At 71.0% G+C, this 12,429-nt stretch carries 7 protein-coding genes, 1 tRNA gene and 2 rRNA genes (1 of these 10 running past the window's edge); 7 read left to right on the plus strand and 3 right to left on the minus strand.

Going from position 1 to position 12,429, the window contains the following annotated elements:
* The 3 genes from NQZ70_RS15975 to NQZ70_RS15985 form a co-directional block, all read left to right on the plus strand.
* Nucleotides 1–880, plus strand: a 23S ribosomal RNA gene (locus tag NQZ70_RS15975); it begins 2,127 nt to the left of the window's first position.
* A gap of 136 nt (nucleotides 881–1,016) precedes the next feature.
* Nucleotides 1,017–1,133: ribosomal RNA gene (gene rrf / locus NQZ70_RS15980) — 5S ribosomal RNA — on the plus strand.
* 212 nt (nucleotides 1,134–1,345) lie between these two features.
* A complete protein-coding gene (locus NQZ70_RS15985; RefSeq protein WP_237245342.1) occupies nucleotides 1,346–3,712 on the plus strand; it encodes a biosynthetic peptidoglycan transglycosylase in 2,367 nt (788 codons plus the stop codon).
* A gap of 139 nt (nucleotides 3,713–3,851) precedes the next feature.
* Here NQZ70_RS15985 and NQZ70_RS15990 read toward each other — a convergent pair whose 3' ends face one another.
* The 3 genes from NQZ70_RS15990 to NQZ70_RS16000 form a co-directional block, all read right to left on the minus strand.
* On the minus strand, nucleotides 3,852–4,391 hold the full coding sequence (locus tag NQZ70_RS15990; protein WP_129574975.1) for a nucleoside deaminase: 540 nt from the start codon (nucleotides 4,389–4,391) through the stop codon (nucleotides 3,852–3,854).
* Nucleotides 4,392–4,425: 34 nt separating this feature from the next.
* Nucleotides 4,426–4,499: transfer RNA gene (locus NQZ70_RS15995), tRNA-Arg, on the minus strand.
* An 816-nt stretch (nucleotides 4,500–5,315) separates the two neighbouring features.
* Nucleotides 5,316–5,936: a hypothetical protein gene (locus tag NQZ70_RS16000; RefSeq protein WP_165373980.1), complete on the minus strand. Its 621-nt coding sequence runs from the start codon at nucleotides 5,934–5,936 to the stop codon at nucleotides 5,316–5,318.
* A 108-nt stretch (nucleotides 5,937–6,044) separates the two neighbouring features.
* Between NQZ70_RS16000 and NQZ70_RS16005 the strand changes: the two genes are divergently transcribed.
* The 4 genes from NQZ70_RS16005 (at nucleotide 6,045) to NQZ70_RS16020 (ending at nucleotide 12,374) form a co-directional block, all read left to right on the plus strand.
* On the plus strand, nucleotides 6,045–6,815 hold the full coding sequence (locus tag NQZ70_RS16005) for a redoxin domain-containing protein (protein ID WP_165373981.1): 771 nt from the start codon (nucleotides 6,045–6,047) through the stop codon (nucleotides 6,813–6,815).
* Between the two features lie 36 nt (nucleotides 6,816–6,851).
* A complete protein-coding gene (locus NQZ70_RS16010; RefSeq protein ID WP_129574978.1) occupies nucleotides 6,852–8,255 on the plus strand; it encodes a VWA domain-containing protein in 1,404 nt (467 codons plus the stop codon).
* A 16-nt stretch (nucleotides 8,256–8,271) separates the two neighbouring features.
* On the plus strand, nucleotides 8,272–9,804 hold the full coding sequence (locus tag NQZ70_RS16015; protein WP_129574979.1) for an acyl-CoA carboxylase subunit beta: 1,533 nt from the start codon (nucleotides 8,272–8,274) through the stop codon (nucleotides 9,802–9,804).
* 137 nt (nucleotides 9,805–9,941) lie between these two features.
* Entirely contained in the window at nucleotides 9,942–12,374 is a 2,433-nt protein-coding gene (locus tag NQZ70_RS16020) for a S8 family serine peptidase (protein ID WP_129574980.1), read from the plus strand.
* Nucleotides 12,375–12,429 lie beyond the last annotated feature (55 nt).

The raw sequence follows: 12,429 nt of genomic DNA on the forward strand, positions 1-12,429 counted from the left end.
GGGGGTGAAGATACCCTCTACCCGCGGCAAGACGGAAAGACCCCATGAACCTTTACTGCAACTTGGCAGTGATTTTCGGGATATTCTGCGTAGGATAGGTGGGAGGCTATGAAGCCGGGCTTCTGGGTTCGGCCGAGCCAACGTTGAAATACCACCCTGGGTATTCTGGAAATCTAACCTGGGCCCATGAACTGGGTCGGGGACACTGCCTGGTGGGCAGTTTGACTGGGGCGGTCGCCTCCTAAAAAGTAACGGAGGCGTGCGAAGGTTCCCTCAGCCTGATTGGAAACCAGGCGTAGAGTGCAAACGCACAAGGGAGCTTAACTGTGAGACCGACAGGTCGAACAGGTGCGAAAGCAGGCGTTAGTGATCCGGTGGTTCTGTATGGAAGGGCCATCGCTCATCGGATAAAAGGTACTCTGGGGATAACAGGCTGATCGCGCCTGAGAGTTCATATCGGCGGCGCGGTTTGGCACCTCGATGTCGGCCCATCGCATCCTGGGGCTGGAGCAGGTCCCAAGGGTTCGGCTGTTCGCCGATTAAAGCGGTACGCGAGCTGGGTTTAAAACGTCGTGAGACAGTTTGGTCCCTATCTGCCGTGGGCGTAGGACACTTGAGAGGAGCTGCCCATAGTACGAGAGGACCTGGGTGGACGTACCTCTGGTGCTCCGGTTGTCCTGCCAAGGGCATAGCCGGGTAGCCATGTACGGAACGGATAACCGCTGAAAGCATCTAAGCGGGAAGCCGACCTCAAGACTAGGTGTCCCGGGCCGCAAGGCCCCTAAAGACCCCTCGTAGACCACGAGGTTGATAGGCCGGGTGTGGAAGCCGAGCAATCGGCGGAGCTAACCGGTACTAATAGGTCGTGCGGCTTGACCATACTTCTAAGGCAAACATCGAAGCATCGCGCCCGGAGTTCGGGTGACGAGCAGCGTGACACAGCTGGCCCTGCGTAAAAGAGCAGAGCGTCGCGAAAGCGGGCTCCGTAGGGTTCCGATTGGACGCACCCACAAGTTTCCGGTGGTGATATCGAGAAGGTCACACCCGATCCCATACCGAACTCGGAAGTTAAGCTTCTTGGAGCCGATGGTACTGCCAGGGCAACCTGGTGGGAGAGTAGGACGCCGCCGGGATTTTCTTCGAACCTGCGCATGGTGCGAGCCGTGCGCAGGTTTTTTTTTGTCCTGGGCTCTGTTGGGCCTCGGGAGCTGCCGGCGTCGCGCGGCGACGGGGCCGATCTCGGCTTCGATTGGCGGCGTGAGCACCGGCAGGGAGTGGTTCGGCGCTCTCTGGGTGACGGAGCGACTTTCTCCCGGCGGCCAGGCGTTGCTACCCTAGGGGAACCTTGGGATCCAGGCGCAAGAGCATCGCGGTGATCGCCGGTGGCGCCCTCGGCTGCGGGCTCATCGTCGGGTTTGCGCCGTTCGTGCGCTACCAGGCGGAGAAAGCTGCCGCAGGATACGGGGCGTCGCTGGCGATCGAGCAGGTTCGACCTACGTGGCACGGCGTCTCGCTGAGAGGCGTGGACGTTCGGCTGCGAGGCGCGCCAAGCATCGCCATCCGACTGGATGAGGTCGCCGTCGCGCTCGGCTTCTCGGGACGCCGCGTCGCGATGCGCGGGGGCACGGTCTCCGCCATCGGCCCGCAGGAGGCGATCCTCCACGAGCTCGAGACATGGCGGGCTGGGCAGACGCCAGGGCGCACCGGCGTCGTCCCGAGCGAGGGGGGCGGGAGCACCGACCTGGAGGGGCTGAAGCTCGTCTGGACCGATCGAACCGACGCGCCCAGAGAGAGCCTGTCCGCGACCGGGGTACACCTGGCGCGCGCCGAGGGGCGGACCTCCATCTTCGCGCAGGAAGCGATGCTATCCCTGGGACGCGCCGCCTTCTCGGTCCGAGAGGGCCGGCTGGTGCTCGCCCGAGAGCAGGCTCGTTACCAGGTGAGCGAGCTCTCGGCTGCGGCCATCGACGCCGAGGTGACGCTCCCGGAGGTCGAGCCCGAACCCCAGGTGGCGCCCGAGCGGGGTGGGAACACCCGGCCGGCACAGATCAAGAGGGCGGCGGAACCGGTCGAGAGGGACGACACGGGCCAGAACCGCGGGCTCGCGGTGCGAGAGGCGCTCCTGCGGGCGGCCCGGATGATCGATCTGGCGCTCGGCGAGGGAGCAAAAGTCGACGTCGCAGGGATCACCGCACGCCTCAAGCGCAGGACGGATATGCTCAACCTGGGACCGGGCAGCCTCGCCGTACGGCGCGAGGCCGGCTCCCTCGTGGTGGAGCTCTCTCCCGGCGAGGCGGCGATCTCGACCGCCGGCTCCGACGCCCAGCAGGCACTCACCTTCCGGCTTCGCGTGCCCATCAATGACGCGAAGGAGACCCCGCAGGAGATCGTCGCCGATGTACACGGGGGGCCCATCTGGCTCTCGACCCTCGGTGTCCATGAGGGCGACATGGGGCTGTTCGACGTGGCGCGGACCTCGATCGTGAGCCGCGCGCGGGTGGTCCTGTCGGCCGATGGCCAGACGCTGGGCGTCGACGGCGAAGGGAGGCTGAAGAACCTCTCCTTGCGGAGCGCAGCCCTGGCAGACGAGCCGATAGCCGGGCTCGACCTGGCATGGCGGGCGAAGGCGAACGGCAAGCTCGACGGGTCCAAGATCGTCGCAGAGGACGCCGAGATCGACCTCGGCGCCCTGCGGCTGATCGCGCGCGGCGAGTACGAGCAAGCCGGGGCTTCGCACCGGGTCCGCGGCAGCTTCGAGGTGCCCCTCTCGGCGTGTCAATCGATGCTGGACTCGGCGCCCAAGGGGGTAGTGGCGAAGCTCCACGGCATGAGGCTCGCCGGCTCGTTCGGGATCGAGGGGAAGCTTCGCTTCGATACCGCCAACCTGGATCGGACCTTCTCGCTGGACTGGGGCATCTCCAACACCTGCCGCGTGACCGAGATGCCGCCGGAGCTGAGCGTCGATCGCTTCAAGCGCGCGTTCCGGCGCCTGGTCTACGGACCGGGCGGCCAGCGCGTCGAGATCGAGTCCGGGCCGGGGACCGCCGAGTGGGTGCCGTACGAGGACATCTCCCGCTTCATGGAGGTCGCCGTGCTGACCACGGAGGACGGCGGCTTCCATCGGCACCACGGGTTCGACGAGGAAGCCATCAAGAACTCGATCCGCGAGAACCTCCGGAAGAGGCGGTTCGTGCGGGGGGCGAGCACCGTCAGCATGCAGCTCGCCAAGAACCTGTATCTCGAGCGGACCAAGAGCGTGGCGCGCAAGCTCCAGGAGACCCTGCTCACGATGTACCTCGAGCAGGAGCTCACCAAGGAGCAGATCATGGAGCTCTACCTGAACGTGGTGGAGTTCGGACCGCTGGTCTACGGCATCGGCGCCGCCGCGCGGCACTACTTCAACGCGTCGGCGGCGCAGCTCTCGCTCGGACAGGCGCTCTACATCGCATCGATCCTGCCCAACCCGAGCGTGCAGCACTTCGATGCGAGCGGGGAGGTGACGCCCGCATGGAGCGAGTACCTGCGCAAGCTCATGCAGATCGCGCGCAGGCGCAACCGGATCTCCGACGAGGAGCTCGAGAAGGGGCTGCAGGAGACCGTCGTGCGAGGCTCCCCCGCGCCCCATCTCGCGCCCCGGCAACCCGCCGGAGACGGCGGCGAAGCCATCGAGGATCGACCCGAGGAGCAGGGAGGCGCCTGGACGGCGCCCTGACCCGCGTCCGCGCGGCCCTCGTCCGGCGCCCTCGTGGCCTTCGCCGTCAACCCGCACCACGACGTGCGCCCGCGCGGCGCTCTGGCGGGCCCCACAGCCGAGCCGCTGCATCCGACCCGCGCCCCCGCGGGCCTCGCCGTCAGCGCCGCAGCGCGGCCGTCCGGAGCTTGGCGAAGAACGCGCGAAGCAGGGCAGCGCACTCGTCCGCGAGCACACCCGACGTGACCGCGAAGCGATGGTTGAGCCGGGTGTCGCGCCCGATCGCAAAGAGCGTGTCGACCGCCCCTGCCTTCGGATCCGGACAACCGTAGACGAGCCGCGCAATCCGGGCGTTGACGAGCGCGCCCGCGCACATGGGACACGGCTCCAGCGTCGCGTACACCGTCGCCCCTTCGAGCCGCCACCGGCCCAGCTGCCTCGCCGCCGCCCGCAGCGCGTCGACCTCGGCGTGTCCGGTCGGATCTTGATCGATCTCGCGCCGGTTCCGGCCGCGCGCCAGCACGACCCCCGCCGCATCGACGATGAGCGCTCCGACCGGCACATCGCCAGCGGCGGCTGCGGCCTCGGCCTCGGCGAGCGCCTCGCGCATCCGCATCACGTCGATGCCAGCAGCATCCTCGACGCCGGTATCCTCCGGTCGCGACACGGCGGAGAGGAGCGCCTCGGCTCCGTCATCCATGTGGGTCTCTGGATCTGTCACACAACCGATCAGGCGCGCCCAGGAAGATTCGAACTTCCGACCCCCGGCTTCGTAGGCCGATGCTCTATCCAGCTGAGCTATGGGCGCTCTGTAAAGAAAAGCAGCAAGACGTGGCTACGCCACCGCGCTCCTCGCGTCGCACTCGTTCGTGCGAAGTGAGTGCCGGCGTTTATACGCCCCGGAGCGACCTGTCAAAGGAAAAGTGATCGAGGCTCGAGGTCGCTCGCTCAAGGGCGCGGCTTTTACGGGCAAACGCCGCTCGATCCTCGTTGCCCCCTCCGGTCGATTGGCTCCCGTACACGGCTGAGCCCGCCTCGCGGCCGTCGCACCGCCGTACGAACGAGACGACCGAGCGAGCGAGCCACGCAGCGACGTGGTCGGCCACGCGCGCGGAGTCGACCGCCGGGGCACCCGGTCGCAGGACAAAAACATGGCGCGCGGCGATTCCGTCACGGAATGGCCGCGCGCTCTCACACGCTCTCGAAAACAAGCGAAGCTCTGAAGCGCACCACGAGGCGAGCAGGCCAAGCAGACAGGACAGCAAAAGACGTAAGCCAAGCAGCAGCTGCGCGACAGACGAGGCGAAGTCGCACCAGCTGCACGACCAAGCGCAAGCTAACGAGGCCCGTCAGGAGGGAGGAGGACCGCGACACGCTGCAGCCCACAGCGAAGAACACGGTCAATTCCGCCTAGAGCAGCCTCCGTGCCATTGCGCGGCGTCGACCCCGGCAGGCCCTCGGAGAGGAACGCCCCGGCGGAATATTCAGGTTTCTAAGCCGTTTCCTCGATGCTCACGGAGCCCCGCACCACCAGGGCTCGGGCAGCGGTGTCGCGCCGGGGGACGTGGCCCGCAATCTTTGCGGAGTTGAGCCACTCGTCGACGAAGCGGCTTGACGCGACGCGCTATCGCGGGCCTCCGAAGAGATGGTCGTGCGGGGCGTCCGCGTGGCAACGTTTGCAGAGAGATAAGGCGCCGCGGTGGGTGGACGTGCCCTGCGGCGTGAGGACGAGGTACTCCCAGTCGCCGCCGTCAGGGTCGTAGCCGGCCGAGCGCTTCACCATGGCGAGCAGCGTCACCGGCTCCGGCGAGCCCGCCGGGTAGTGGAGCTCGACCAAGGCCGCGCCCGGCGGGAGCGCGCGAGCCGGGCCGAGCGCCGGGTAGGGAGCGGCGGCCGCGTTGATACGCACCTCCGCCTCCATCTCGCCGGTGAAATGCTGGGAGCGAGCCCGCCCCGTGGCCGGCGTGAAGCTCGCGAGCTGCCCGGCGAGCTCCCAGGCCGACGGCTCCGCGGGCGCAGGCTCCGCGGGCGCAACGGCCGATGCGCGCGGCTCGGCGACGGGGCTGGAGCCGCGCTCGATCCACGCGGTTGCCTCCTCGTGGGGCGCCCGGGAGCGCGACGGCGCACAGCCGAGGGGCAAGAGCGCCCACCCGGGACGGGACTGCGCCTCCATCGAGAGGATCGGCGAGGCCAGGGTCGCCACAGCGAGCGCGCACCACGCAGGGAGGCGGGGTCGGGACCGCACCGGTCGAGATGCTACACTGCCAGGATGCACCTGGCCTCTTCCAGGCGAGGCCGCGCGTGGCGCGCCCTCTTCGCTGCAACGCTGGTGGCGCTGTCAGGCGCTGCGCTGATGGGAGGGGCCTCACAGGCGGTCGCCCAGGAAGCGTCTCGCCGCGCCTGGCTGGGCGTGGAGCTGGCGCCCGGACCGGCCGGGGGGGTCGTCGCGAAGCACGTCGTCACCAGCTCGCCGGCGGCCAAGGCGGGCATCGTGGACGGGGACCAGGTCGTCGCGGCGGATGGCGTGCCGCTCGAAGATCCGAAGCAGCTGGTCGCCCGCGTCGCGCTCGCGGGGCCGGGTAACGTGGTGAACCTCCGGATCCGACGCGGCGGGCAGGAGCGAGAGGTCGCGCCGACGCTGGTGCCGTTCCCGGGGCACGATCAGATCCTTCGCCTCGACAAGATCGGCACCTTCGCGCCCGGCTGGAAGCCGCTCGCCACCGTGGCGGGGACCGTTCCGGCGAACATCGGGGCGCTGCGCGGAAACGTGGTGCTCCTCGATTTCTGGGCCACCTGGTGCGGGCCGTGCCGCCTGATGGCCCCGCAGCTCTCGAAGTGGCACACGACGTACGCCGCGCAGGGGCTGCAGGTCATCGGCCTGACGACCGACAGCGTGGGCGTCGCGACGAAGACGGCGCAGGCCCTGTCCATGCGCTACGCGGTCGCCTCGGACGCCTCGGAGTCGACCTCCGCGGCCTACGGCGTCAAGGCGCTCCCCACGATGTTCGTGATCGACAAGAAGGGCGTCATCCGCGACGTGGTGGTCGGGTACGACCCGTCCCGGCACGCCCAGGTCGAGAAGCTCCTCCAGGCGCTGCTCGCAGAGCCTGCGCCGGCGCCGTAGCCGCCGCGGGCCGCGGGCGACCGGGCAAGGCCCTCCATGCTCCTCTCCATCGACGAATTCCTGTGGGCGCTGCGGCGCGACGGCTTCGCGGTGTCGACGGCGCAGGCCATCGAGGCCGCGCGCGCGTGCGCCCTCGTCGGGTTCGGCGACCGCGCGAGGCTGCGGGACGCCATCGGCGCGGTGGTCGTCGAGCGCGCCGCCGACCTCTGCCGGTACCGCGCCTGCTTCGACCGCTTCTTCTCCCCGGAGGGCGCGCACGTCGGCGACCTGTGGGCGCGCCTCCGGGAGCGAGGGTTCTCGGAGGGGGAGCTCTCCGCCCTCCGCGATCTGCTGACCGCGGCGGCGGAGCGGAGCGGCGCGTCCGGCGACGCGCTCGGGTTCCAGGCGCTCGCAGGGACCGCAGGGGAGCTCGACCAGGCGCTCCGGTCGGCGGGGATCGCGCGCGTGCTCGCGCCGATGACGAGCTCGCTCCAGGTCGGGTTCTTCGCGCAGCGGGTGATGGATCAGCTCGGGGTGCCCGCCGTCGCCAGCGCGCTGCGGCGGATCCGGAGCGCGCTCGAGGAAGCGCTCGGCGAGGACCGGGGGAGGGCCCTCGCCGACGCGCTCGCCGCCGAGATGGAGCGGATGCGGCACCGCGTGCGCGAGCACGTGACGCTGACGCTCCGGCGCCTCGAGGGCGAGGAGCCCGCGGCCCCCGGCCGCATGGACGTGCCGTTCGCCTCGCTCGGCGAAGGCGAGATGGACGAGGTGCGCCGCGCCGTGCGGGCGCTGTCCGAGCGGCTCCGCGGCGCCGAGAGGCTCCGGAGGCGCCGCGCGCGGCGCGGCAGGATCGATCCGCACCGGACGCTGCGGCGCAGCCTCCAGACCGGCGGCGTCCCCTTCCAGCCCGCCCGGCGGGCGCGCCGGCGCGACAAGCCGCGCCTCATGGTGCTGTGCGACGTGTCGGATTCGGTCCGCGTCGCCGCGCGGTTCATGCTCGAGTTCGTCTGCGCGGCGCAGGAGCTCTTCGACCGGACGCGCTCGTTCGTCTTCGTGAGCGAGCTCGCCGAGACGACCGAGCTCTTCGCGGCGATGCCGGTGGGCGCGGCGCTCGAGCGCATCCAGCGCGGCGAGGTGGTGAGCCGGGCGCACAACTCGAACTACGGGCGCGTCCTCCGCGCCTTCGAGGAGCGGTACGGCCGGGACGTGGACCGGCGGGTGACCCTCGTGATCCTCGGCGACGGGCGCACGAACTACTTCGCGGACGAGGCGGAGGTCGCGCGGAGGCTCCGCGACCGGGCGCGGGCGCTGCTCTGGGTTTGCCCCGAGGGGCCCGGCGCCTGGGGGACGGGGGACAGCGCGATGCTGCGCTACGCCGCGGCGTCGACCAAGGTGCTGGTCGCCCGGACCGCGCGGGAGCTCGAAACGGCGGCGCGGGAGGTGGTCGCCCGGCGCGCTTAGGGCTATGGGTCGCGCCATGTCGCTCGATCAGAAGCTGAGGGAGCTCACGGCGCGCATCGAGAAGGGGGGCGCGCAGAAATACCACGACAAGAACGCGGAGCAGGGCAAGCTGTTCGCGCGGCAGCGCGTCGCGCTGCTCCTCGATGAAGGGAGCTTCATCGAGGACGCGGCGCTCGCCAACGCGCTGGATCCCGAGCTGCCGGCCGACGGCGTCATCACGGGCAGCGGGACCGTGGCCGGACGCCCGGTGTGCGTGATGGCGAACGACTCGACGGTGAAGGCCGGCTCGTGGGGGCGCCGCACCGTCGAGAAGATCCTGCGCGTACAGGAGACCGCGCGGCGCCTCCGCTGCCCGCTGCTCTACCTCGTCGACTCGGCGGGGGCGCGGATCACCGACCAGATCGAGATGTTCCCCGGGAGGCGCGGCGCAGGCCGGATCTTCTACAACCAGGTCGAGCTGAGCGGCCTGGTGCCGCAGATCTGCCTGCTGTTCGGCCCGTCGGCGGCGGGGGGCGCGTACATCCCGGCGTTCTGCGACGTCGTGTGCATGGTCGAGAGCAACGCGAGCATGTACCTGGGCTCGCCGCGGATGGCGGAGATGGTGATCGGCGAGAAGGTCACGCTCGAAGAGCTCGGCGGCGCGCGCATGCACTGCTCGGTCTCGGGATGCGGGGACGTGCTCGTGAAGACCGAGGAGGAGGCGATCGCGTTCGCGAAGCGCTACCTCGCGTTGATGCCCCAGAGCTCCGCGGAGGCCCCGCCCCGCGTCGAGCCGAGGCCGGAGAAGCCAGGGCAACGGCCGCTCGAGGACGTGATCCCCGCGGACGAGAACAAGCCGTTCGACATCATGGCCGTGATCGACGCGGTCATCGACGAGGGCAGCTTCGTCGAGATCAAGAAGCTGTACGCGAGGGAGATCGTCACGGGGCTCGCGCGCATCGAGGGGCGGGCGGTCGGGATCGTCGCGAACCAGCCGAAGTACAAGGGCGGCGTGCTGTTCGTGGACTCGGCCGACAAGGCGGCGCGGTTCATCTGGCTGTGCGACGCCTTCAACATCCCGCTCCTGTACCTCGCCGACGTGCCCGGCTTCATGATCGGGACCGTCGTCGAGCGGCAGGGGATCATCCGGGCCGGCGCGAAGATGATCGCCGCGGTGAGCGAGGCGACCGTGCCGAAGCTGTCCGTCGTCGTGCGCAAGGCGTACGGCGCCGGGCTCTACGCGATGTGCGGGCCGGCGTTCGCGCCGGACGAGTGCATCGCGCTGCCCTCGGCGTCCATCGCGGTGATGGGGCCGAGCGCGGCGGTGAACGCCGTTTACTTCAACAAGATCCAGGCGATACCGGCGGGGCCGGAGCGCGACGCGCTCGTCCAGAAGCTGCGCGACGAGTACCGCGCGGACGTCGACCTGGAGAAGCTCGCGAGCGAGCTCGTGATCGACGCGGTCGTGCCGGCGGCGAACCTCCGCCGCGAGGTGGCGCGCCGCTTCGAGCGGTACGCCGGCAAGGTCGAAGAGCGGCCGCGCAAGAAGCACCTCGTCCCGCCGGTGTGAGCGGCGCGCCGGCAGGCGCGCGGCGCGCGGCTCGCCGCGGCGTCAGCGAGGGCGCGCCGCGAGGGCCGCGCGCTCCGCTGGGCCGGCCGCGCGCTCCGCTGGGCCGGCCGCGCGCGAAGGTGGTGTAGACTCGCCGCGTGCTCGCCCGCAGGCTCCCGCTCTCCCTCGCGCTGCTCGGCCTCGCTCTCGCGGCAGGCGAGGCGCGCGCCGACGTCCCGGCCCCGGCGGTGGCGCGCCTGCTCAGCCCGCGCCTCGGGCGGCACCCGCTCGCCGATCCGGGCGGGCGCATCCCGGTGCTGGTGCCGCTGCCCGCCGGCGCCGACGCGCGGTCGCTCGGCCTGCTCCCGGTCGCGCCGGGCTTCGGGACCGTCCGGCTCGCGCCCGGCGACGTCGGCGCCTTCGCCGACGCGCACCCGGAGCTCTCGCTGTTCACAGGACCGCCGCGGCAGCCCCAGCTCGATCGGTCCAAGGTGTGGATCCGCGTCGACCCGTACCGGAAGGCCACCGGGGCGGACGGCACCGGGGTGATCGTCGGCATCGTCGACACCGGCATCGACGTGGCCCACCCGGATTTCCGGCGCAAGGACGGCAAGACGCGGATCAGATGGTTGCTTCAGGCGGGGAGGCCCAAAGGGCTGCACGCGCAGCTCGAGGAGGACTACGGGTGCGATGACCCGAACCAGTCGCGGTGCGCTATCCTCTCCGACGCCGATCTCGACGCCATGCTCGAGAGCGGGGATCTGCGCGTTGTCCGCGACATCGCGGGGCACGGCACGCACGTGGCTTCCATCGCGGCGGGCAACGGCGGGCCGATGGTCACGGCGCGGCCGCGGTACGTCGGGGTGGCGCCGGCCGCGACCCTGATCGTCGCCGCGCCCTCGCTGCCCGGGGAGGGCTTCGAGGATCCGGACATCCTCAAGGCGGTGCGGTTCATCTTCGACCGCGCGGAGGAGCTCGGCATGCCGGCGGTCGTCAACCTGAGCGTCGGGAGCGATTTCGGGCCTCACGACGGGACGAGCCCGCTCGAGGCAGGGCTCGCCGCGATGGTCGGCGACAATCACCCGGGACGCGCGATCGTCGTCGCCGCCGGCAACAGCGGCGCGCTCTACGAGATCGACGGCGAAGGACCGATGGGGATCCACACGGAGGCGCACGTCTCGCCGTACGCCGACACGCGCGTGCCCATCCGCACGCCGAGGGCGTCGACCGGGGAGGGATACGTCTGGATCACGTTCCGACCCGGGGACGAGGTGTCGGTCGGCCTCGAGGGGCCGGGCGGCGAGACGTGGATCGACCTGATCGAGCCCGGGGAGAGCGCCGGCTACACCGCCGACGACGGCGAGACCACGGGCGCCGTGATCAACCGGATCGCGAACGGGAAGCCCATCGACGCGAACACGAACAGCGCCGTCGTGGCCTTCAGCGGGGCATGGAAGGCGGGCGAGTTCGCGATCCACCTGAAAGGCCGCGGGGACGCGCAGCTCTGGGTGACGGGGCTCGGCGACGTCTCGGCGTCGCACGACCTCGGGCTCCAGTTCACGCGCGGCATCAAGCAGGGGACGATCAACGTGCCCGCCAGCCACCCCGGCCTGCTCGCCGTGGGATGCACCATCAACCGCGTCCGCTGGCAGCCGCAGGGGAGCTCGACGAGCATTCGTCTCATGAGCCTCGACGGCGAGGCGATCCAGGAGGACAGCGCCTGCTACTTCAGCGCGGCCGGCCCCACGCCGTTCGGGGTGGCCAAGCCCGAGATCAGCGCGCCCGGCGGCCTGGTCGCGGCCGCGATGGGGAGCGGGGTCGACCCGCGCGATGGCCCCGGAGGGCTGTTCGACACGCCCGGGTGCCCCGACGACCAACCCTGCTTCGTCGTCGACGACTACCACGCGATCGCGTCGGGCTCGTCGATGTCGGCCCCGCAGGTCGCAGGCGCCATCGCGCTGCTCTTCCAGGTCAACCCGAACCTGACCCAGGCAGAGGTCACCGAGGCGCTCCAGGCGGGCGCGCGGTACCCGAGGGGCGCCGTGCCGCTCGAGGCGCAGCTCGGGCCCGGCGTGCTCGATCTCGAGGGCACGCGACTGGCGCTGGAGGCCGCCGAGGCCGGGGACAACACGCCGGCGCTCGACAGGAGCTGGTACGTGCTGTCGAGCACCTACGCGAGGCCCGACCCGTCCTGGCCCGTCTGGGGGACGATCGAGCTGCGACGCGCGGACGGGGCCCCGGTGAGGGTCCCCGCCGACAAGCTCACGGTCGCGCTCCAAGGCGGGGCGATGCACGCGCCGCTCACGGAGGTGCGCCGCGGGCTGTGGCGGTTCGCGGTCGCAGCGCCTCGCGGCTCCGGCGGCGCCACGCTGGCCGTCGACGTGCTCTACGACGGCGTCTCGCTCGGCGCGCGCGAGCTCCCGGTCGGGAGCGACGTGTGGATGGCGAACGGCGAGCTCGAGGTGACGAGCGGCGCGTGCACCTGCGCGGCCGCCGGCGCTGACCGGGAGGGGCCGGCAAGCCGCGTCGCCGTCGGGCTCGCGGGCGCCCTGGCCGCCGCGCTCGCGGCGCGCCGACGGCGCCGCGGCTGAGCGCCCGCCACCCGCGGGGCTCGGCGTCGCGCCCGGAGGCCCGCGCCCCGGCTGC

It is taken from the genome of Sorangium sp. So ce836 (assembly GCF_028553905.1).
GTDB classification, from domain to species: Bacteria; Myxococcota_A; Polyangia; order Polyangiales; family Polyangiaceae; genus Sorangium; species Sorangium cellulosum_D.

Excerpts from the sequence above, each read along its gene's own strand:
- NQZ70_RS16005 (WP_165373981.1), top strand. The coding sequence starts at position 6,045 with ATGGGAGGGGCCTCACAGGCGGTCGCCCAGGAAGCGTCTCGCCGCGCC.
- NQZ70_RS16015 (WP_129574979.1), top strand. The coding sequence starts at position 8,272 with ATGTCGCTCGATCAGAAGCTGAGGGAGCTCACGGCGCGCATCGAGAAG.
- NQZ70_RS15990 (WP_129574975.1), bottom strand. The coding sequence starts at position 4,391 with ATGGATGACGGAGCCGAGGCGCTCCTCTCCGCCGTGTCGCGACCGGAG.
- NQZ70_RS16010 (WP_129574978.1), top strand. The coding sequence starts at position 6,852 with ATGCTCCTCTCCATCGACGAATTCCTGTGGGCGCTGCGGCGCGACGGC.